The sequence below is a fragment of the Eggerthella lenta DSM 2243 genome (assembly GCF_000024265.1).
GTDB lineage: Bacteria > Actinomycetota > Coriobacteriia > Coriobacteriales > Eggerthellaceae > Eggerthella > Eggerthella lenta.
This window is the reverse complement of sequence record NC_013204.1, coordinates 2,110,617-2,132,784: the sequence shown is the minus strand read 5'-3', so window position 1 is coordinate 2,132,784 and position 22,168 is coordinate 2,110,617. Positions and strand designations below refer to the sequence as shown.

General features: G+C 66.4%; 16 protein-coding genes. 13 read left to right on the top strand and 3 right to left on the bottom strand.

The window, feature by feature from the left end:
- The first annotated feature begins 19 nt into the window (after positions 1 to 19).
- On the top strand, positions 20 to 889 hold the full coding sequence (locus tag ELEN_RS09100; RefSeq protein ID WP_009307213.1) for a hypothetical protein: 870 nt from the start codon (positions 20 to 22) through the stop codon (positions 887 to 889).
- Here the strand turns inward: ELEN_RS09100 and ELEN_RS09095 are convergent.
- Positions 886 to 2,037 carry a hypothetical protein gene (locus ELEN_RS09095; RefSeq protein WP_009609267.1) on the bottom strand — a complete coding sequence of 384 codons (1,152 nt, stop codon included), beginning with the start codon at positions 2,035 to 2,037 and terminating at the stop codon, positions 886 to 888. The genes ELEN_RS09100 and ELEN_RS09095 overlap by 4 nt on opposite strands.
- Before the next feature lie 31 nt (positions 2,038 to 2,068).
- On the opposite strand from ELEN_RS09095, the gene ELEN_RS09090 reads away from it, so the two are divergent.
- The 9 genes from ELEN_RS09090 to ribF all read left to right on the top strand — a co-directional run bounded on the left by ELEN_RS09090 (position 2,069) and on the right by ribF (position 12,745).
- The gene (locus tag ELEN_RS09090) at positions 2,069 to 3,913 is read left to right on the top strand and encodes an ATP-binding protein (protein ID WP_009609290.1); all 1,845 of its coding nucleotides are present in this window, start codon (positions 2,069 to 2,071) and stop codon (positions 3,911 to 3,913) included.
- Between the two features lie 349 nt (positions 3,914 to 4,262).
- A complete protein-coding gene (locus tag ELEN_RS09085) occupies positions 4,263 to 4,742 on the top strand; it encodes a ribosome maturation factor RimP (protein WP_009609237.1) in 480 nt (159 codons plus the stop codon).
- A 17-nt stretch (positions 4,743 to 4,759) separates the two neighbouring features.
- Positions 4,760 to 5,977, top strand: coding sequence for a transcription termination factor NusA (nusA, locus tag ELEN_RS09080; protein WP_009307209.1), 1,218 nt, complete (start codon positions 4,760 to 4,762; stop codon positions 5,975 to 5,977).
- 30 nt (positions 5,978 to 6,007) lie between these two features.
- On the top strand, positions 6,008 to 6,295 hold the full coding sequence (gene rnpM, locus ELEN_RS09075; RefSeq protein WP_009307208.1) for an RNase P modulator RnpM: 288 nt from the start codon (positions 6,008 to 6,010) through the stop codon (positions 6,293 to 6,295).
- Between the two features lie 11 nt (positions 6,296 to 6,306).
- The gene (gene infB, locus ELEN_RS09070) at positions 6,307 to 9,069 is read left to right on the top strand and encodes a translation initiation factor IF-2 (RefSeq protein ID WP_009609275.1); all 2,763 of its coding nucleotides are present in this window, start codon (positions 6,307 to 6,309) and stop codon (positions 9,067 to 9,069) included.
- Between the two features lie 295 nt (positions 9,070 to 9,364).
- A complete protein-coding gene (gene rbfA, locus ELEN_RS09065; RefSeq protein WP_009307206.1) occupies positions 9,365 to 9,802 on the top strand; it encodes a 30S ribosome-binding factor RbfA in 438 nt (145 codons plus the stop codon).
- 9 nt (positions 9,803 to 9,811) lie between these two features.
- Positions 9,812 to 10,828: a DHH family phosphoesterase gene (locus ELEN_RS09060; protein ID WP_009307205.1), complete on the top strand. Its 1,017-nt coding sequence runs from the start codon at positions 9,812 to 9,814 to the stop codon at positions 10,826 to 10,828.
- Positions 10,816 to 11,838: a tRNA pseudouridine(55) synthase TruB gene (gene truB, locus ELEN_RS09055; protein WP_009609231.1), complete on the top strand. Its 1,023-nt coding sequence runs from the start codon at positions 10,816 to 10,818 to the stop codon at positions 11,836 to 11,838. The genes ELEN_RS09060 and truB overlap by 13 nt, the downstream gene beginning before the upstream one ends.
- Positions 11,822 to 12,745, top strand: coding sequence for a riboflavin biosynthesis protein RibF (ribF, locus tag ELEN_RS09050; RefSeq protein WP_009609234.1), 924 nt, complete (start codon positions 11,822 to 11,824; stop codon positions 12,743 to 12,745). The genes truB and ribF overlap by 17 nt, the downstream gene beginning before the upstream one ends.
- Positions 12,746 to 12,749: 4 nt before the next feature.
- On the opposite strand, the gene ELEN_RS09045 is transcribed toward ribF, so the two are convergent.
- Positions 12,750 to 14,813 carry an LTA synthase family protein gene (locus ELEN_RS09045; RefSeq protein ID WP_015760797.1) on the bottom strand — a complete coding sequence of 688 codons (2,064 nt, stop codon included), beginning with the start codon at positions 14,811 to 14,813 and terminating at the stop codon, positions 12,750 to 12,752.
- 297 nt (positions 14,814 to 15,110) lie between these two features.
- On the opposite strand from ELEN_RS09045, the gene ELEN_RS09040 reads away from it, so the two are divergent.
- The 3 genes from ELEN_RS09040 to ELEN_RS09030 all read left to right on the top strand — a co-directional run bounded on the left by ELEN_RS09040 (position 15,111) and on the right by ELEN_RS09030 (position 20,335).
- Positions 15,111 to 17,210, top strand: coding sequence for a sodium-translocating pyrophosphatase (locus tag ELEN_RS09040; protein ID WP_156996366.1), 2,100 nt, complete (start codon positions 15,111 to 15,113; stop codon positions 17,208 to 17,210).
- A 261-nt stretch (positions 17,211 to 17,471) separates the two neighbouring features.
- A complete protein-coding gene (locus ELEN_RS09035) occupies positions 17,472 to 19,031 on the top strand; it encodes a GGDEF domain-containing protein (RefSeq protein ID WP_009307200.1) in 1,560 nt (519 codons plus the stop codon).
- Complete coding sequence (locus tag ELEN_RS09030) at positions 19,028 to 20,335, top strand: GGDEF domain-containing protein (protein WP_009307199.1); 1,308 nt, start codon at positions 19,028 to 19,030, stop codon at positions 20,333 to 20,335. The genes ELEN_RS09035 and ELEN_RS09030 overlap by 4 nt, the downstream gene beginning before the upstream one ends.
- A 106-nt stretch (positions 20,336 to 20,441) precedes the next feature.
- Here ELEN_RS09030 and gdhA read toward each other — a convergent pair whose 3' ends face one another.
- Positions 20,442 to 21,773, bottom strand: coding sequence for an NADP-specific glutamate dehydrogenase (gene gdhA / locus ELEN_RS09025; protein ID WP_009307198.1), 1,332 nt, complete (start codon positions 21,771 to 21,773; stop codon positions 20,442 to 20,444).
- Positions 21,774 to 22,168: the final 395 nt, after the last annotated feature.

Genomic DNA, 22,168 nt, shown 5'->3' with positions numbered 1-22,168 from the left:
GAGAGGAACGGTTGAAGATATGTTTGCGAAGATGAAGAAGATGACGGCATGCGCGTTGGCGGCATGCGCGCTCTGCCTGGCCCTTGCCCCGGGAATCGCCTGGGCGGGGGAGGCGCCTGGCGTGGTCCTGGACGAGGGTGCCTCGAACGGTTCGGTCGACGTGAGCCTGGTCGTCCCCAAGGGAGGCGACGAGGTTCGGGCGCTCAAGCTGTCGTTGACGGTGAAGGGCGAGGGCGGCGAGGCGCTGGAGGCCGGGTTCGGCTTCTCGAAGGCGGTCGAGGGCGCCGCGGTGGCGCAGGTGCGCTTCAAGCCGGTGGACGGTGGCCAGCGCGTGAACCTCTACGTGGCCGTCAAGGACGGGAACCTGTTCTCGGGCGACCGTCTCGATCTGGGAACCCTCGCGTTGTCGTCTTCGAGCGATTCCGTTGCGGAAGTGTCCGTGAGCAGCCTCGAGGTCGTAAGCTCCTCGCATGTGGAGATGGACGAGAAGCAGCTGGGCATGGAGCTGCCGGCTCCGTTGTCCGTCAAGGTCGCTTCCGGCTCTTCGGTCGGGCCCGATGAGCCGGGCGACCCCGGCGGCACGCCGGGCGGGAGCCCTGACGACGGTTCGGGCGACGGGTCTGGCGGCAACCCCGGGGACGGCTCGGAAGGCTCCGGGCAGAATCCGGGAGAAAACTCCGGTGAAGGGACCGGCGGATCGAACGCCAAGCCGAGCCCCGAGAAGCTTCCGAGCGGCACGAACGTAAGCCCCGGGGCTCCCTCCGGCTCGGATAAAGCGCTGGTGACAACCGGCGACGGCTTGTTCCCCCTCGTGGCGGGTTGCGTAGCTGTCGCCCTCGTCGCCGGAGCCGTTGTGTTGGTCGTAGCGCTGCGCTCCCGCCGTCGCTAGCGCTTTCTACGTGCTCTTGCGAAGGCAGCGATGCCGCTGATCAAAGCCATGGCGCCGATCGTGCCTCCGATGGCCAGGGCGAAGCCGGGCATACGGTGCGCGGTTCCCGACGAGGTCGAGCCCGCGGAGGTCGCCGCCGAATCGCGGCTTGTCGAAGAATCGGCGAAGGCCTTTCCCGGCATCGATTCCTTGCTTGCAGCATCGCTTTCCCCTGCGCGCCCGGCTTGCTCGTCGGGCGCGTTTTCTTGCGTCCCGTCGCCGTCCTGCGTTCCGGCGGCCGGCTCCTCGTTGCGCGGCAGCGGCAGGATCGAGGCCGTTGAGACAGGGTTGCCGCCGGCGGGGAAGCCGTCTTTCTTCGGCCGTTCTTCGCTCGCCTCGTTCCGCTCGCTTTCCCCCTGGCCCACGCCTCCGCGGTTCCCTCCGCTGTCGCCGCCGTTCACGTCGGGCGGGTTCACGACGGTCGGCGGCTCCTTCTGCGGTTCTTGGGGTTTCTCGGGCTCTGCAGGGTTTTCGGGCTCGACCGGGTCGACCGGCTCGACGGGTTCGGGAAGCCACTCCTCGGCGTATTCGAACAGCGCCGGCTCGAACTCGATAGTGGTTTGCACGCCATCCTCGAGGACCACCGCGGTCGCGCGGAGGTAGAAGTCGCGATAGTCGACGGTCTCGGACGAGTAGCTGACCGTGCAGTACAGGATGCTGGGATCGGCGTAGTTGTCGTCGTACGCGGGTTGGACGCTGTCGAGGCCCCAGGCGTACTCCTGCCAATCCGCGTCCCATTCGAAGGTGCCCCAGGCTTCCCAGGAGTCCGGGTCGTCCGCATAGGCGCGGTCGACCCGAATCGTCTGCAATGCGGGATGTCCGGTTTCCTCGTCGCTGTGGTACGGATCCACCGGCAGGGCTGGCAGGTACAGCAAAGCCGACATGCCGTGATCGGGGATGATGCGGATGATCTGGCCGAACGGCTTGTCGACGTGGTCGATGGCGCCCGGGCCCCCGCCTACGGAGCCGCCGCCCGCCATCATGCGCGCGTCGCCTTCGCGGACGTCGGCGTGAGCCGCGACGCCCGGCAGACCCGGCGACAGCGCCAGCGCGATCATGGTCGTGCACGCCAATGCTCGCACGAGGCGTTTTCTGCTACCATGCTCCATGCAAGCTCCTCGTCGTCCTGAAAGGCGGTTCATGCCGCATCGCCCTGTGCATCGCTTCGCGGTTCACGCCGCGGTCGCATTCCTGTTGGCGGGATGCGTGTTCGCGATCGCGTACCACTATGATAACAAATACCTGTTCGGGCCGCCCTACGGCTCCGACGGCGTTATCGAGGTGTCCGATGACGATCTCGACCGTCTCGTCCCGCTCGTGGACGGTTGGATGCTCTCCGTGGACGGGGCGCCGCGGACCGAAACCTTCATCGGCCAGTACTCCAACTTCTCCTATGCTCCCGGCGGCACGTCGGCTTTCGGCTCCGCCGTGTACGAGCTGACGCTTAGCTATGTCGGCGCGCAACGAGAACGCGCCCTCGTGCTGCTGGTTCCCGAGGTGTACGGTGATTTCACGTTGTACGTAAACGGGGTCGTTGCTGCGGCCGGCGGAGACGGGGCGCAGGTCGGCATCGTGGCGGACCGCGACACGCGTCTGCGCCTTGAGGTGCGCAACGACGAGCACTACTACAGCGGGCTGGTCTACCCGCCCGTGCTGGGCACCGCGCAGCAGATGGCGAACGTCTCGTTCGCGAACGCGCTGTCCGCCTGCGTGCTGGTGCTGGGGCCGCTGGCCGCGGCGCTGTTCGCGTTCGCGGTGCGCCGCAAGCGCGACGGCGATGCGCTTGCGCGCGACTTCGGCGTGCTGTGCGCCGCCTTCGCCGTGGCGGGCGCGCATGGCCTGGTCTGGCATCTGGGCGCAGCAGGAGCCTGGTGGTATGCCGTAGAGGACGCGGCCTGGACGTGCGTGCTCGTCTCAGCCGTGTCGGTAGCCGCCCGAGCCGCGGGTTTGGCGTGGACGCGCGATGCCCGCCCCCTCGTTCGCCGGACGGCCCGCGCGCTGTGGGCGCTGCCGGTCGTCACGCTGGCCTGGGCGCTGTCCATCCCGGCGCTGCCGGGCGGCATCGAGGCGTACGGCCTGTACCAGACCGCCGTGCGCGTCGGTTGCTGGGCGCTGTTCGCCGTATGCGCCGCCGTCGGGCTGCGCGATCGCACCGACGAGGCGCGCTTCGTGCTGTGCGGCTGCGCGGTGCTGGGCGCCGCGCTCGTGGCGAACCTTCTCGACAACAACGCGTACGAGCCTATGTACGGCCTGTGGCAGAGCGAGTACGCGGGGCTGCTGCTCGTGGGCGTGTTCGCCTGGATGCTGGTGGAGCGGGTGCGCCGCCTGCGCCTCGCCGCCGAGCAGGTGCGCGATCTGGAGGTGCAGGTGCGTGCGGCCGAGGCGGGGCTGCGCCATCTGCGGTCGGGCGAAGAGGCTACGAGGGCGGCGCGCCACGACCTGCGTCATCATGCGGCCGCGCTGAGCCGCCTGATCGACGCGGGGGAGCAGGAGCGCTGTAGAGCGTATCTGGTCGAGCTGTCCGGCCAGCAGGAGGCCGAAGCCCCTCTGCGCTACGCCGACAACTTGGTGGCGAACGCGGTCATGGCAGCGTATTTGGCTCCGGCCCAGGCGGCGGGGATCGAGGTGCGCTGCGAGGCGCGCGTGCCCGCGGAGCTTCCCCTGCGCGACACCGAGCTGTCCGTGCTGCTGTCGAACCTGTTGTCGAACGCCGTCGAGGCGTGCGAGCGCGTGCGAGCCGAGGGCGCCGGCCGGCCTTTCGTCTCGCTTTCCATGCGCGCGCAGGACGGACGGTTGGCCGTGCGATGCGAGAACGCGGCCGTCCCCGGCGCGTCGTTCTCGCGCACGTCCAAGGCCGACGCGTCCCGCCACGGTCTGGGCCTGCCCGCCATGCGCCAGATCGTCGAACGCCACGGCGGCGCGCTCTACGCCGACGTCGAGGGCGGAGTCGCCGTCGTGCGCATCGTCATTCGCTTGGACGGCTGAGCGACGCATCATCGGCCGAAAAACACGTTTTCCAGCCGATTTCCGTGTCTTTCGGCCGATGATGCGCATGTGCTCGCAAGGTTTCGGCTCCCGTCGCGCAAGGGGCGCCCGCCGAGGCGCGGAAAATGTGGTGAACTTGCGCGCTGCCTGGTGAGCGGCCTAGGCAAAGCGTTGCCGATATGGTATAAATACACGGCACGACAAAGAAGCAAGCGCGTTTTCGCGCACCATACTTTCGACACACGAGAAAGTGGGCTTGTTCCCGCTTTCTTTGTTTGTAAGGGCTCGCCGCTCCGCGGCGTGAGAGCATGGGGCGGCGAAGCGAAACCAAACGGGAAGGAGGAGGCGCGTGCTCAGCAAGAAGGAACAGCAGCTGCTCGACGCGTTAGCTCCCCGGGCGGAGCAGGAGGGCGTCGAGATCGTCACGGTGGAGGTCGCGGGCGCGAAGAAGGCCCCGACGATTCGCGTGTACATAGACACGCCCGACGGCGTGAGCTTCGACGAGCTGTCCTCCGCGCAGGCGTGGATCAACGACCTCATGGACGAGCTCGACCCGTTCCCCGGGGCGTACACGCTGGAAGTGTCGTCGCCCGGCATCGACCGGCCGCTGCGCACCGCGGAGCACTTCGCGCGGTTCGTCGGCGATACGGCGGTGCTCAAGACGCAGCCCGTGGACGGTCGCGGCAGCTGGACCGGCGCCATCGCATCGGTGGAGGGCGACGTGGTCGTGCTCGACGTGGACGGCGCCGAGGCGCGCATCCCTATGGACACCATCAAACGCGCCCATCTGAAGGGCACGATCGATTTCGGCTCGCAGACGAGCATCTGAGGAAAGGAAGCGAAGACGTGGCAAGTTCAGAACTGATTGAGGCGTTGCAGGCGCTGGCGCATGAGCGCAAGATCGACGAGTTCTACCTCATCGAACGCCTCGAGGCATCGCTCGCCAAGAGCTACCAGCACATCCTCGATCTCGAGTGGGACGCCCGCGTGACCATCGACCGCCAGACGGGCCACATCTACGTGTACGAGCTGGTGCCGGTGGGCGAGCCCGACGAGGAGACCGGCGAGTACAGCGAGTTCGAGGAGCGCGACGTCACCCCCGACGATGTCAGCCGCATCGCCGCGCAGAACGCCAAGGGCGTCATCGCGTCCATCGTGCGCGAAGCCGGCCGTCAGTCCATCTACGAAGAGTTCTCGGACCGCGTGGGCGACCTCGTGACGGGCACGGTGCTGCAGGGCACGCCGGACTTCACCATCATCAAGATTCGCGACGGCGTGGAGGCCGAGCTGCCCCATTACGACGTGAAGCGCAACCCCAACGAGCGCAACGAGCGTCCGAGCAACGAGCACTACCGCCACAACCAGCGCCTCAAGGTGCTCATCATCGAAGTGCGCGACCCGAACTCCGACGCGCCGAAGATGCGCGGCGAGCAGGCGCGCCCGGCCATCGTGGTGTCGCGCACGCATCCGGACCTCATCCGCCGCCTGTTCGAGATCGAGGTGCCGGAGATCTACGACGGCATGGTGGAGATCAAGTCCATCGCCCGCGAGCCCGGCGCCCGCTCCAAGATCGCCGTGGCGTCGCGCGAGGCGAACCTCGATCCCGTGGGCGCCTGCGTCGGCCCGAAGGGCAGCCGCGTTCGCATGGTGGTGGAAGAGCTGCGCAACGAGCGCGTCGACGTGATCCAGTGGGCGGAGGATCCGGCGGTGTACGTGGCCAACGCGCTGTCGCCTGCGAAGGTGACCCGCGTCGTCATCGACGAGGACAACCACTACGCCACCGTCGTGGTGCCCGACGACCAGCTGTCGCTGGCCATCGGCAAGGAGGGCCAGAACGCCCGTCTGGCTGCGCGCCTGACCGGCTGGCATATCGATATCAAGAGCGCCAGCTTCACGGGCGAGTCGCTGGCTCCGATGGACAACATGCTGATCGACGAGGACGAGGCCGCGGACGACGAAGCCGGTCTGTGCGCCTACGTGGGCGAGGACGGGGTGCGCTGCCGCAACCATGCCCGTCCGGGCAGCCGCTATTGCGGCGTGCACGCCGACCTCGACGAAGCATAAGGCAAGGGTAGCGAGAGAGGGCGGCCAGGAATGACGACGACGAGGACGGTGCGCCAGCGCAGCTGCATCGCATGCGGGAAGCTGGCCGGCAAGGCCGAGCTCATGCGCATCGTGCGCGACCCGTCCGGCGCCGTGTCGTTCGACAAGACCGGCCGTGCGCCGGGCAGGGGGGCGTACGTCTGCTCCGAGGAGTGCTTCGCCGCCGCATGCAAGAAGAAAAAGCTCGACCGGGCGCTCAAGGCGACGCTCGGCAGCGATGAGTACGACAGGATCGCCGCCGACGTCGCTTCGGCTGCGCGCGAAGCGAGACAGAAGTAGAGGAGTGGTATATGGCCAGCATGCGAGTACATGAGTTGGCGAAGGAATTCGATATGTCGAGCAAAGAGCTGCTCGACAAGCTGCAGCAGATGAAGATCCCCGCGAAGAGCCATGCGAGCATGCTCGCGGACGCCTACGTCGACAAGATCCGCAAGAACCTGGAGCCCGAGATCAAGCAGCGCGCCGGGCAGTTGGAGGACGAGGAGGCCAGGAAGCTGGCCGAAGAGCGCGCCGAGGCCGAGCGCAAAAAGGCCGAGGAGGAGCGCGCCCGTCGCGAAGCGGTGGAGCAGGAGCGCGCCGCCCGCGAGGCCGAGCGCGCCCAGCGAGCCGAAGGCTCGTCCGACGACGGGCGCGCGCAGGGCGCCGACGGAGAAGGCGGCCCGAAGAAGGCGCCCGTTTCCTCGCCGTTCGAGAGCCTGGCGAGCCAGATCGAGAGCGAGAAGGAACGCGTGGCCCGCGAGGCCGCCGAGGCCCGCGCCCGCGCCCGCCAGGCCAAGATGGCTGCAGAGGTGGCCAAGAAGCAGGCGGTGGAAGAGGCGCTGCGCAACCGCAACGCGAAGGGCTCCAAGAGCGCTTCGAGCGCGTCGACGCCGAAGAGGCCCGCGCCGGTGCTGGGCGCCAAGAAGCCTGCGTTCGACTCGCTGCTGTCGCAGATCGAGGCCGAGAAGCAGCGCATCGAGGCGCAGAAGCAGGCTGCTCCCGCCGCCCGCGACGCCGCGCGCAAGGGCTCCAAGCCCGAGCGTCCGGCCAAGAAGGGCAAGCGGGGCGGGCACGTCGAGCAGATCGTGCCCGAGCTCGAGCAGCAGGCAGCCCAGCCCGAGGACCGCTACGCGCAGATGGCCGTGCAGGCCGAGAAGCTGCAGCGCGACAAGGTGCTGGCAGAGGCTCGTGCCGCCGTCGCCGCCGCGTCCACGCATGAGGGCGAAGGCCGCCGTAAGAAGCGCAAGGAGAAGCGCGAGGCCGAGAACCGCGAGCGCATGGAGCTGGAGGCCATCGAGAAGGGCCTCGATCCCACGCTGGTGCTCGACGATTCCGTCGTGGAGATCCCCCAGGGAGCCACGGTGGCGAAATTCGCCGAGATCCTGGGCGTGCAGCCCAACGACATCATCAAGCGCCTGTTCATGCTGGGCCAGGTGCTCACCCTGACGCAGTCCATGAGCGACGAGCTGGTCGAGCTCATCGCCGACGACATGGGCCGCAAGGTGCGCGTCGTGTCTCCGGAGGAGGAGTACGCGGTGGTGTACCACGACAAGGACGAGGACCTCAAGCCCCGCCCGCCCGTGGTCACCGTCATGGGCCATGTCGACCACGGCAAGACGTCGCTTCTGGACGCCATCCGCGACACGGGCGTCGTGGCCAGCGAGGCCGGCGGCATCACCCAGCACATCGGCGCGTCGGTGGTGGAGATCGACGGCAAGCAGATCACGTTCATCGACACGCCGGGCCACGAGGCGTTCACGGCCATGCGCGCCCGCGGCGCCCAGGTCACCGACGTCATCGTGCTGGTGGTGGCCGCCGACGACGGCGTCATGCCGCAGACCATCGAGGCCATCAACCACGCGAAGGCGGCCGAGGTGCCCATCGTGGTGGCCGTCAACAAGATCGACAAGCCGGGCGCGAACCCCGACCGCGTGCGCCAGGAGCTGGTGGAATACGGCGTCATTCCCGAGGAGTGGGGCGGCACCAACATGTTCGTGGAGGTGTCGGCCAAGCAGCGCCTGCACATCGACGACGTGCTGGAGACGATCATCCTCCAGGCCGACGTGCTGGAGCTCAAGGCCAACCCCGACGCCGAGGCCTCCGGCTTCGTCATCGAGGCGAACCTCGACAAGGGTCGCGGTCCCGTGGCCACCGTGCTCGTGCAGCGCGGCACGCTGCACCCGGGCGACGTCGTGGTGGCCGGCACCTCGTACGGCCGTGTCCGCGCGCTGGTGGATCCGCATGGCAAGCACGTCGATTCGGCCGGTCCCGCCGATCCGGTGGAGATCTTGGGCCTGAACAGCGTGCCCACCGCGGGCGACGAGTTCCGCGTGTTCGAGGACGAGCGCGACGCCCGCAAGCTGGCCGAGGAACGCGCGTTGCGCGCCCGCCTGGCCGAGCAGGAATCCAAGAGCCACATGAGCCTGGACGACCTGTTCAACCGCATCGAGGAGGGCAAGCAGACCGACCTGAACCTCATCGTGAAGGCCGACGTGCAGGGCTCCATCGAAGCGCTGCGCGACGCGTTCGAGAAGATGGACCAGTCCGAGGTGCGCATCAACATCGTGCACTCGGCCGTGGGCGGCATCACCGAGACCGACGTCACGCTGGCATCGGCCTCCGACGCCATCATCATCGGCTTCAACGTGCGCCCCACGGGCAAGTCGAAGCAGCAGGCCGAGAAGGAGAAGGTGGACATCCGTCTGTACAGGATCATCTACCAGGCCATCGAGGAGATCAACGCGGCTCGCGTGGGTCTGCTGTCCCCCGACATCGTGGAGGAGGACACCGGCATCGCCGAGGTGCGCGAGACGTTCAAGGTGCCGAAGGTGGGTACGATCGCCGGCTGCTACATCGTGGAAGGCGAGATCCATCGCGACGACAAGGTGCGCATTGTCCGCGACGGCACCATCATCTTCGAGGGCGTCATGGAATCGCTGCGCCGCTTCAAGGACGATGTGAAGTCCGTGAAGCAGGGCTACGAGTGCGGCATCGGCATCGAGAAGTTCCAGGACCTCAAGATCGGCGACCACATCGAAGGTTACACCGTGAAGGAAGTCGAGCGCACCGAGTAAGAAGATGAACCTGCGCCGCGGCGTCGCGGGGTAATGCCCAGTCGCTCAGACAGTCCTGCTCGCTCGGACAGCCCGCAGGGCTGTCCGGCTCGTGCGGAACTCGCTTAGTGGGCACCACCCCGCAACGCCGCTATGGCAACCTTGTGGTTACCGTGGCGGCGTTGCGCTTTTCGGGGAAATCGCCTCGCGATATGCTGAACTTCGGGGCTGATCGGCGGCTGCCGAGGTCACTCGGTTAGCTAGAAGCCCTTTGTTCCACCTGCAAGGTTCGCCTTTATCGGTAAGGAGACGCATCATGAAACAGAGTTCATCGAACCGCAAGGTCAACGAGCAGGCGCGCGAGGTTATCGCGGGAATCCTGCTGTTCGAGATATCCGATCCCCGTCTGGAGTTGGTCACCATCACCGGATGCGAGGTCAGCTACGACCGCAGCGTGTGCAACGTGTTCTACACCACTGAGCCCGATCGCTACGAGGACGTGGCGGCGGCGTTCCAGAAGGCGTCCGGCCGTATCCGCTCGCTCATGGCGCGGAAGCTGTCGTGGCGCATCGCGCCCGAGCTGCGCTTCTTGCTGGACAAGAGCGTGGACGAGGCCGAGCGCATCGCGTCGGCCCTGGAGCGCGACGCGGCGCGCAACAAGGTGGCGGCTCCCACCGACAGCGACGTGCCGGCCGACGCCGATATCATGGCCGACCGCGAGGCGCAGGCTCAGCAGGCATCCGAAGGCGAATAGGGAGGCTCCATGGCGGTCACGCCCCAGACGAACACCGACCTCGGCGCGATAGCCGAAGCGCTGAGGTCGCGCGACGATTTCATCATCTGCGGGCATGTGAGCCCTGACGGCGACTGCCTGGGCTCCCAGCTCGGTTTGGCGGCGGCGCTCAAGGGTCTTGGCAAGCGCGTGACCTGCTTGCTCGCGAAAGACGAGCCCATCGACGAGCGTCTTGGCTTCCTGCCGGGCGCGGCCGAGCTGGTTCCGGCGGCTTCGTTCGACGGCATCGCCCGCACGTTCGTCGCGGTGGACGTCCCTACTCGCGAACGCATCGGAGAGGCGGCCGCCGCGCTGCTCGAGGGCTGCGATCTGACGGTTACGGTCGACCACCATGCGGTGGACTCCACTATGACCGACCTCGTATACGTCGATCCCGACGCCGCCTCCACCACGATGCTCGTGTGGGAGCTCGCGGGCCTGTTGGGCGCGGAACGCGCCGGCGACGTGGCGCAGTGCTGCTACACGGGCCTCGTCACCGACACGGGGCGCTTCCAGTACCAGAACACCGATGCGGCTGCCATGCGCGCTGCATCCGAGATGGTGGAGGCGGGCGCCGACCCGGCGTCGGTGTCGCGCGCCATCTTCCAGAACCGGACGCTGCCGTCCGTGCGGCTCGAGGGCATAGCTGTCGAGCGCATGACGTTCGGCGCGGGCGGAGCCTATGCGTTGAGCTGGCTTTCCTGTGACGACTTCGAGGCAACGGGCGCGGTCAAGGCGGACGCCGAGCCCATCATCGACGCGCTGCGCTCGGTGGCGGGCGTGCGCGTGGCCTGCATGCTGCGCGAGCAGGGCGACGTGGTGCGCGGCAGCCTGCGCGCCAAGGACGACACCGACGTGGCGGCCGTCGCGCGCTCGTTCGGCGGGGGAGGGCATGTGGCGGCGGCTGGGTTCACGCTTTCCTGCACCCTCGACGAAGCCCGTCGTTTGGTCGACGAGGCGCTTGCCGCGACGTTCGCCTCGGATGAGGAGGGGGCGTGCCGCGCGTGAAACGGGGGCTATCGGGGCTGTCGCTGGTCGTCGGGGTGAACAAGCCTGCCGGCATGAGCTCCCATGACGTGGTGAACCGCTGTCGCTCCATCTTCGGAGAACGTCGCGTCGGGCACACGGGTACGCTCGATCCGATGGCTACCGGCGTGCTTCCCATCTGCGTGGGTCCGGCGACGCGTCTGGGCGCGTATCTGACCGGGCACGACAAACGCTATCGCGTGTCCATCGCGTTCGGTGCGGGCACCGACACCGACGACGCCGCTGGAACGGTGGTGCGCACGGGCGAGGTGCCCGACCGCGTGCTGGATCCGGAGTTCGCTGCCGCATTCGTGGCGAGCCTCGTGGGCAGACGCAAGCAGATGCCGCCGGCGTACTCGGCCATCAAGGTGAACGGGAAAAAGTCCTACGAGGCCGCGCGCGCCGGCAACATCATCGACCTCGCGCCGCGCGACATCGAGGTGTACGACGCGCGGTTGCTAGGTGTGCACGAAGGGGACGGGGAAGAGCTTCCCTCGTGGGACGTGTCGTTCGAGGTGTCGAAGGGCACCTACATCCGCTCGCTCGCGCGCGACGCGGGCGTGGCGCTGGGATGCCCGGCGCACGTGGCCGCGCTCGAGCGCACCGAGCTGGGGCTGCTCACGCTTGAAGAGTGCGTGAGCCTGGAGACCTTGGCCGACCTCAAGGACCGCGCTGCGCTCGATCCGGTGCGCCTGCTGGGCGTGCGGTTCTCCTATGCGCAGGGCGATCTGGCGAAGAAGGTGGCGAACGGGGCGCAGCTTCCGGCTGCGGAGCTTCCGCTGTTCGAGCGCAGGAGGACGACGTCCGCCATCGAGATGTGCGCCTGCACCGCGGGCGTGCGCGAAAGCTGCGAGCCGCCGCGCGACGGCGAGCTCGTGGCCGTGCTGACCGACAACAAGCTCGTCGCGCTGTACGCGTACGACGAGGGGCGCGCTCGGTTCGAGACGCGCTGCGTGTTTCAAACGGGGGTGTCTCGTGGCAGAGATATATAAGGTCGACGCATCGTTCGACCATGGGTTCTTCAAGGGCACGTCGTGCGCGTTCGGCGTGTTCGACGGCGTGCACCGGGGGCATCGCTACCTGCTGGACTGCGCCCGCTCCACCGCGGCCGAAACCGGCGGCGCCAGCGTGGCGCTGACGTTCGACATCGATCCGGACGAGGTGTTCCATCCAACGCGGCTCAAGAAGCTCATGACGAACGAGGAGCGCGTGCGCATGCTCGCGGACAGCGGCGTCGACGTCGTCGCGGTGCTGCCGTTCACCCGCGATTTCGCCGCCTCGTCTCCCGAGGAGTTCCTCGTGCAGACCTTTGACGGCACCGTTCCGTCTTTCCTGCACGTGGGCTACGACTTCAAGTTCGGCGCGCGGGCGGCGGGTACGGTGCGCGATCTCGACTCGTGGGCGGCCGTGGGCGGCACCAGCGTGCAGGCGCACGACCTGAAGAGCGACGACGGCGCGCCCATTACGGCCACGCGCATCCGCCTGCTGTTGGCCGGCGGGGACGTTGAAGAGGCGAACCGTCTGCTGGGACGTCCGTACTTCATGACCGGCGTCGTGGAGCCGGGTCGCGGGGAAGGAGCCGATATGGGCTTCCGTACCGCGAACCTCGTCGTGCCCGATCAGATGCGGCCGCTGGGCGACGGCGTGTACGCCGCCTATGCGCACGTCGACGGCGTGCGCTACAAAGCCGCTGTGAACGTGGGCGTGGCCGCCACGTTCGCCGACCGCGCCACCGCCACCTGCGAGGTGCATCTGCTGGACTTCTCGGGCGATCTCTACGGCAAGCCCGTCAAGGTGGAATTTCTCTATTGGCTGCGCCCTATGAGAAAGTTCGACGATCTGGACGAGTTGATAGCCACCGTGAAGGGCAACATAGCCTGGGTGCGCGAGAACCTGTAGCCCTTTACTTCACCGCCCAGGCCGAGTCCTTGTTGAAGAGGTTGTCGTACTGGACGGTTGCGTACGCTTGCAGCGCGTCGAGCACGCCCGCCGCCTCCTCGTTGCCGAATCCGTGCCAAATGCCGTCGGCCGTGAGGAATCCGTTCAGATTGATGGCGGGGACGGCTTCGCGCATGGCCAGCAGGAAGCGCTGATAGCTCGTCGTGGGCAGGCCTGCGGCCTCGACGAGCCTCGACCCCAGGTAGTTAAGGCTCGTGCGCTCGTGCGCGACGCCCTGAGGCTCGTGTGCGCCTTGCGCGCGGGCTGCGTCGTTCGCCCAGATGAGGTATGGCACCGTGTAGCGCTCCTGCACGGCCTCGAGCCCCAGGTCGTCTGCTGCAGCTCCGTCGTGGGTCGCCTCGAACAGCCAATCGCTGAAGCCCGGCTGGTGGTCGCCGAAAAAGCATAGCACCACGGGGCGGTCGAGAGCGTTCAGCCGATCCACGAGGTAGGCGAGGTCGCGATCCGCCTGGCGTATGACGCTGGCGTACTCGTCCAGCTCCGACGACCTGCTGCCGTCGCCTAAGGGCACGCTCACCGCAAGCTCGTCGGACAGGCCTCCTACGTCGTAGCCGCCGTGGTTCTGCAGCGTCACGTCGAACACGAACTGCGGGCCCTCGTCGGCTTCCAGCAGGTCGAGCACGTAGTCGTAGGTGGCGCGGTCGGTGGTGAGCCCGCGCAGCGTGTCGGCGTTCGCGAACGCCCGCTGGTCTGCGAACTCGTCGAAGCCCAGCTGCTCGTACACGCGGTCGCGACGCCAGTTCGTGCTCTCGGCGGGGTGCACGGCATGGGTGGCGTATCCGAGCGACGAGAAGTACGACACGAGGCTCTCCGTTCCGTCAAGGTCGTACAGCACGTAGGGGTACACGCCGCCGCCGAGGTGCCCCATGCTCGATCCCGTGAGGAACTCGAACTCGCTGTTGCACGTGCCCCCGCCGAGCGCCGACGCGTATGCGTCGCCCGCTTCGAGCGCCTCGGCCGCGATATCGTAGTAATGGGCGGGACGCGCGTCGGTGCCGGCCAAGCCCGGGTAGCGCGAGAGGTCGGAGAACGTCTCGTTCATGATCGCGATGACGGTAGGGGCTTCGGCGCCGTCCGGCATGCTCGCGCTATCGTCTGAGAGCGAGCGCAGCAGGTCCGAAACGGCATCGGCATCGTATCCTTCGGGGCGTGCAGGGCTCAGATCCTGCACGCGTTTGAGGAAGCACAACGTCGATCCCTGCTCGGCGTACGACTCCTTCACGCCCCATACATCCACCGTGCAGGCATAGGCTTCCTCGATGTCGTACGTTCCTATCCACCAGCCGAAGCAGCTTGCCAGCGCTAAAGCGCACGCGCCGTTCGCCACCGCGCGACGCGGAGTGGCCGCCACCTTCGGCAGGAAGGCGATGGCCGTCGAGGCGATCGCGAACACGGAGACGGCCGCCAGCAAGCGCGCGTCGAGCGCGAACGTGTAGCCCGCGCCCACCGAGGCCGCCGTCGACAGGGCGAACACGTCGGCGGGCACGATGGGCTGGCCCTTGAACAGGATGACGAAGTGGTTCGCCGTACCGGCGAGGAGGCAGGCGGCCAAGAATGCGACGACGGCGCCGCGGGTGCGCTGCCCGGCCGCGTACACGATGGCGAACAGCGCGCCCAGAACGCACAGGTTCACCGCGGCGTAGAACGGATCCATGGCGAGCAGCTGATCGTTCCAGGGACGTTCCAGAAGGTAGAATCCTATGGGAACCGCTAGCAGCAGCACGATGGGGCGGGCAAGGCGCCAGCGCTCCAAGGCCCGCTGGGAGCGCCGGCCGCGCAGCAGCAGCGCGCAGCCGCAGCCCAGCAGCACGGCCGCAGCGCCCGCCACGGCGAACCAGGGCGCGTCGGAGAAGCCGCTGGCAGCGTACAGAATCAGGAACAGCGCCGCTAAGGCGCACAGAACCGCACCGACGAGGTCGCAGGGCGCGGGGGACAGGCGAGCGCGCAGGTTGGAAAGAAGCGCAGCGGCCGATGCGAGCGCCGTTTCGAGGCGCCGACGTACGGTCATAGATACTCCTATATATGCAATCGTAACGTGTTCGTAAACAAGGGTAAGAAGTGCATGATAGCGGTTTGGGCTCGATCGCGCAGTCCGATCCGCCGACGGTTGTAAAAGTTCTAGGCGCTGACCGGGCGATTCGACCCAACTGACAAAAAACCGTGATTTCGACTTCACATTATCTGCAAATATCATACAATAGTGCAGTTGCGTGCGACTTTCCCGCTTAGAATGCCCGGCGAAAAGGTCGCACTATTGTATTGGAACGGAAAAAGGAGGAGACACGTGACTACTGCAGTCGCATGGATGGCTCCCGTGTGTGCCCTGATCGGCATTTGCATGGCGGCCTACCTCGGTTCCTGGGTTCTGAAGCAGGATCCGGGTCCGGACAAGATGAACAGCATCTCCATCAAGATCCAGCAGGGCGCCAAGGCGTTCCTCATGAGCGAGTACAAGCTGCTCGTCATCTTCATGGTGGTCGTCGGCATCATCATGGCGGTCGCCCTGTCGCCCATCACGGCGCTCGCGTTCGCCACGGGCGGCGTGATGTCGGCTGCCGCGGGCTACGCCGGTATGCACGTCGCCACGCGCGCCAACACGCGCACGGCGCATGCCGCCGAGCAGTCGGTTGCCAAGGCTCTGAACGTCAGCTTCAAGTCCGGTCTGACCATGGGCCTGTGCGTTGCTTCGTTCGCGCTGCTGGGCCTGTCGCTGTGGCTGCTCTTGCTGGTGTTCGGCATCGACATCGTCGAAGTCGCGCAGATGCATGAGAACATCGGCATGGTGGAGGGCTTCGCCACCGGTGCTTCGGCTGTGGCTCTGTTCGCCCGTGTGGGCGGCGGCATCTACACGAAGGCGGCCGACGTGGGAGCCGACCTCGTGGGCAAGGTCGAAGCGGGCATTCCGGAGGACGACCCGCGTAACCCGGCCACCATCGCCGACAACGTGGGCGACAACGTGGGCGACGTCGCGGGCATGGGCGCCGACCTGTTCGAGTCCTACACCGGCTCCATCCTGGCTCCCACCATCCTGGCGGCCACGTTCGGCGCGCTGGGCGGTTATTTCGCCACGGGCGACTTGGTTTGGGCTCTCGTGACTCCGCTCCTTATCGCGGGCTGCGGCATCATCACGTCCATCATCGGCCTGTTCGCCGTGCGCGCCAAGGAAGGCGCCGCGTTGCACAAGGCGCTCAACCGCGGCACCTACGTGGCGGCCGGCATCGAGATCGTCGTGATCTTCTGCCTGTTCGCCGTCTGGAATTCCCAGTCGGTCGAGGCTCAGCCGCTGTGGCTGTTCGGCTCGGTGCTGTGCGGCTTGATCGCCGGCCTTGCCATCGGCAAGATCACCGAGTACTTCTGCTCCGACAAGTACAAGCCGGTCCACAAGATCGCCGAAGCCGCCGACACCGGCGCCGCCACGGTCATCATCGAGGGCATCGGCACGGGCATGCTGTCCACCATCGCTCCCATCGTGCTGGTGGCGCTCGCCATCATCGGCGCGTACACCTTCGGCAACATGGCGTTCCCGAACGCCGCTGCCGACGGCGGCATCGCCGTGGGCCTGTTCGGCGTCGGCCTGGCCGCCACCGGCATGCTCTCCAACACCGCCATCACCATCGGCGTGGACGCGTACGGCCCCGTTGCCGACAACGCGGGCGGCATCGCCGAGATGGCGGGCCTGCCCGAAGAGGTGCGCGACCGCACCGACGCCCTCGACGCCGTGGGCAACACGACGGCCGCCATCGCGAAGGGCTTCGCCATCGCGTCCGCGGGCCTGTCGGCCATCTCGCTGTTCGTGTCCTACCAGGCCACGATGCACCATTCCATCCCCGACTTCGCGCTGACGCTCACCGACCCGCTGATCGTGGCCGGTATCTTCATCGGCGCCATGATGCCGTTCATGTTCGCGGCACTCACCATGGGCGCCGTGTCCCGTGCGGCCCATGCCATGGTCGAGGAAGTGCGCCGCCAGTTCCGCGAGATCAAGGGCATCATGGAGTACAAGGCCGAGCCCGAGTACGACAAGTGCGTGGCCATCTCCACCTCTTCCGCCCTGCGCGAGATGATGCTTCCGGGCTGCCTCGCCATCGTGGTGCCGGTCGCCATCGGCTGCTTCAATCCTGCCATGCTGGGCGGCTTCCTTGCGGGCGCCGTCGCCACCGGCATGCTCATGGCCATCTTCATGTCCAACGCCGGCGGCGCGTGGGACAACGCGAAGAAGTACATCGAGCAGGGTCATCATGGCGGCAAGGGCTCCGAGGCCCACAAGGCGGCTGTCGTGGGCGATACCGTGGGCGATCCGTTCAAGGATACCTCCGGCCCGTCCATGAACATCCTCATCAACCTCATGACCATCGTCTCTCTGACGTTCGCCCCGTTGTTCATCATGCTCCAGGGGATGTTCTAAGAGCTTCGCTTCCACGATGCGCATGATTCGGAGGCCCCGGCGATCGCCGGGGCCTCCGTGCGTTGTGTGTCGATTTGGGATGCAGCCAGATGGGCTTCCTCGGCGCGAACCGGCCGAGATTTCCGAATGCAGACGGTCTCGCTTGGACGATGCGCTTTCGAATAATCCCGGCGGAGCGGGCATTCCAGTCTTCGCCCATGCTTCGAAGAAGAGGGCGTATGTTATGATGCCACCATCGGCGCGCATGAGAAAGACGACGTAATGGCGAAAACAACAGGCAAAAACCTGAGAACAACGCGGTTCTCGTTCCGGCGCATGGCCTTGTACGGAGTCGCGCTCGCGTTGGCGCTGCTTATCGCATCCGCTGTGATGGGCGCGGTTCTGGCCGTGCGGGATATGCGCGATCGGGCCGACGTATCGCTGACGAACGCCAAGGCGCGCATCGAGTCGAGCGTCGCGGAGTCTTTCAAGCTGCTGGAATCGTTGGCCGAGCAGCCGACGCTGTACGAACGCTCCGTCTGGGTCATGGACAAAGTGACGATGCTCGACCAGGTGAACGAGCATTTCGGCTACTTCCTGCTATGCTACGTCGATGACGAGATGAACGTGTGGGACGTGACAGGTTCGGCGAGCCTCGCCAGCCGCGATTTCATGCAGAAATGCTATTCCACGGGTCAGGGCTTGGTCACCGACAGCTTCGCGGCCGGCGCCGACGGCGTGACGCTCAACTACGTCGTGCTCGTGCCCCTCTTCGACGGCGGCGAGATGACGGGATCGCTGTTCGTCTCGCTGTACTTCGACGATATGGTGCGCATCCTCGCCGAGAGCGCCGTCGGCCCCGATGTGGGATCGGTGCTCATCGGAAGCCGGGGCCAGACGATGTCGGCCACGTCGGGTTTCGTGTACGACGACATGTTCCTCGACCCGCTTCGCAGCAGCATCGCGTTCGGTATGACCGCCGATGTCGTGGAGCGGGAGCTGATGGCGCTCAACCCGGTGTCCTTCTGGACCGTAGACGGATTGGATGTACGATACTACACGGCCGTTCCTATCGCCGATACCGCATGGGACGCCGTATGCGTGACGAGCTTCTGGGACGCGTACACCAAGGTCATGGCCGCGCTCGCTCCGCTGATCGCCGCCGGTTTGGCGATCGTCGCGGGCGTGTTCCTGTTGCTTCGCCGCGATTTCATGTGTCAAATGGAAAACGCCCGCATGCTTGAGAAGTCCGTCGAGGAGCTGCAGAGGAAAGTGTACGACGATGGGCGATCGGCTGAAGCCGACATCGCCGACATCCTCGAGCTCACCTCGTCGGGCCTGTCCGACGGGCTGACCGGCACCGTCACGCGCTCGGTGTTCTCCAGCAAGCTGGCGAGTGCGCTCGAGAACGCGCGGGACGGCGGATCCCTGTACGCCCTCTGCTTCATCGACCTCGACGACTTCAAGACGATCAACGACACGTATGGCCATGCGACCGGCGACGCGGCTTTGAAATCCATCGGCTACGCCCTGCGCGGCTACGAGCGGCGCTACGACGGCATGGTGGGACGTTACGGCGGCGACGAGTTCGTGATGCTCATGACCGACATCGACGACGAAGGCGAGCTGCGCGCCGTGCTCGACGAGATGGTGGGCGACCTTCATGTGGACATCCAGGTGGGCGACGCGGTGGTCTCGGTGCATTGCAGCATCGGCGCGGCCGTGTGGGACCGGGTTTCCGACGCCGATGCGCTTTTGGGGCAGGCCGACAACGCTCTGTATCGCGTCAAGCAGCATGGCAAGGAAGGGTATTTCGTGTTCGGCGAAGAGGATGCGCAGTGAGACGCCGCAATGTGGCGACCGTGATCGGCTTCGCCGGGTTCGCGTTGATCGTCGTTGCGCTGGTAGGCTCCTTGGGCGCCTTCGTCTATAGAGAGATGGGCGCTATGCGCCAGCGCGACGCCCTGAATCTGCTGAACTATTTCCAGCAGGCCATGGTTACGAAACTCTACGACGAAGTGAGCCCGGTCGACGACCTCGCGGCCGCCTTCGAGGTCGATCCGGACGACGAGGCCTGGTTCCCTCGCGTGGCGGGCGAGCTGCTCGAGCGCGAGGAAGTGTCCTACGTCGCCTACGTGCGCGGCGACACGATGGCCTACGCCTATCCCGAGGAGGAGTTCGGGGATACCGTCGGCGACGATCTCACCTCGTTCTCGTACGTGTACACGCTGGCCAAGTGGACCGACGGCTTCGTGGTGGAGAGTTCGGTCGAGCTGTCGAGCGGCGAGAACGTCTTCCTGTTCGTCAGACCGGTGAACGTGGGTGGTTCGTACTACGGCGAGGCGGTGGTGGGCGTCAAGGAGTCTTACGTGCTTGAACAGCTCGACTTCGCCTCCCTTGAGGAAGCGGGGTATCTGTACGAGCTATGGTCGGTCAGCCCTCAGGATGGCAGCAAGGACGTGATCGCCGCTTCGGGTGGCTCGCACGATTTCTCCCATGCGGCGAAGTCGACGTTCAACATGCCCACGCAATGGACGCTGTCCATTATGCCCGAGCAGGGTTGGATTCCCCGGGAATGGTCCATCTTCCTGGCCGTGGGCGTGATCGTGGTCGAGGCGCTGATCTTCGGACTGGCCTTCGCCTTGCTCGCCCTTCGACGTGCGCGTCGGTTTCATGCCGAAGCCGTGCGTCGCGACGACGAGACGGGGTTGCTCGCCTATCGCGCGTTCGTCGACGAGCTCGAACGCTCCGCCTGCCGTGATGAGGCCGTTCCGTTGACGATCGTCTGTCTTATGGTGGACGGTTTCGAGCATGCGGCGCTGTCGTTGGGACCGGAGGCTCGCCGTTCGTATCTGGAAAGCGTGAAAGGCGAGATCGACGAGGTGATCCAGGTTCAACACGTGGCTGCGCGCGTGAGCGCGGGCTGCTTCGCGATCGTCATCCGCGATTACGTCGATCGTGGTTCGCTCGTCGATCTCATGCGCGCTCTCGAGCTGGCGTTGCTGTGGAAGGTGCGCATCGACGGCAGGAAGACGTTCTGCGCGGTTCGCTCGGCCGCCGTGCGCTTCCCGGAGGACGGCGACGATCCCGTCGCGCTCGTCGAACGTACGGTGTCGCTGCTGGAGCGTGATCGGCCCGGTCGGTAAGCGGGCGACGGCCGAGTTCGTCCTGCGCATTGCATGGCAAAAAGAACGGGCCCCGTCCTGAGGACGAGACCCGTTTCCGCGCGCGATGCTTTCCGGGCTGCCGCGACTACACGATGCCCTGGGCCATCATGGCGTCGGCGAGCTTCTTGAAGCCCGCGATGTTGGCGCCCATGACGTAGTTGCCCTCGTGGCCGTACTCCTTGGCAGCGTCGTCGGCTGCATGGTAGATGTTCTTCATGATGCCCTGCAGCTTGCTGTCCACTTCCTCGAACGTCCAGGACAGGCGCTCGGAGTTCTGGGACATCTCCAGGCCGGAGGTGGCCACGCCGCCTGCGTTCGCCGCCTTGCCGGGGCAGAACACCACGCCGTTTTCCATGAGGTAGTCGGTGGCGTCCATCGTCGTGGGCATGTTCGCGCCCTCGGCCACGATCTTGCAGCCGTTGGCCACGAGCTGCTTCGCGTCCTCCAGCAAAAGCTCGTTCTGCGTGGCGCAGGGCAGGGCGATGTCCACGGGCACGCTCCACACGCCGCGGCCCTCGTGGTACTCGACGCCCTCCTTGCGCGCGGCGTACTCGGAGATGCGGCCGCGCTCCACTTCCTTGATCTGCTTCACGAGGTCGAGGTCGATGCCCGCCGGGTCGTGGATCCAGCCGGTGGAGTCCGACATGGTGACCACCTTCGCGCCCAGCTGCTGGGCCTTCTGCGTGGCGTAGATGGCCACGTTGCCCGAGCCGGAAACGGCGACGGTCTTGCCTTCGAAGCTGTCGTCGTGGCAGTTGAGGTACTCCTGCACGAAGTAGATCAGGCCGTAGCCGGTGGCCTCGGTGCGGGCCAGCGAGCCGCCGTAGGACAGGCCCTTGCCCGTGAGCACGCCTTCCCACACGTTCTTGATGCGCTTGTACTGGCCGAACATGAAGCCCACCTCGCGCGCGCCCGTGCCGATGTCGCCGGCCGGCACGTCGGTGTCGGCGCCGATGTGGCGGAACAGCTCGGTCATGAAGCTCTGGCAGAAGCGCATGATCTCCATGTCGGACTTGCCCTTGGGGTCGAAGTCGCAGCCGCCCTTGCCGCCGCCCATGGGCAGCGTGGTCAGGCTGTTCTTGAAGATCTGCTCGAAGCCCAGGAACTTGATGATGCCGAGGTTCACCGACGGATGCAGGCGCAGGCCGCCCTTGTAGGGCCCGAGGCAGCTGTTGAACTGCACGCGGTAGCCGCGGTTGACGTGCACGTTGCCCGCGTCGTCCACCCAGGGCACGCGGAACATGACCACGCGCTCCGGCTCGACGATGCGCTCGAGCAGTCCGGCCTTCTCGTAGGCGGGGTTGGACTCGATGACCGGCTTCAGGGATGTGAGCACCTCGGTGACGGCCTGGATGAACTCCGGCTCGTTCGGGTTCTTTTCCTTGACCTGCTCGATGACGTTATCGACGTAACTCATCTTGGCGGACCTCCATTCACGTGTATTCATACTAGGCTCATTATAAAGACCGAATTGCGATGGTTGCGCTTATTTAAACGATTCGAAACAAAACAGCATGTCGAAGGGAAAGGGGTGCGGGAAAGAACGGGGGCAGGGCGGGGGCGACGAAGCGGCCTCGCTGTTGAGCCGACATCGGAATGAGCCCGTTCGGCGCGCGGGGCCGCCTGCGCGCCGTGCTTCCTCGTGCTCGCGTTTCGCGGTGGGGCGCTACGGTGCCAGGTGCGAGAATCGGCGCGACGAAGCCGCCGCGATCCGACGGCACCTGTCGGCGTGCGCGGCAAACAGGCTCGCAGGCCGCGTCCCGAATCGTGGTGTATCAGGGCCATCGCCGGAGAATCGCCGGCACCCTTGCG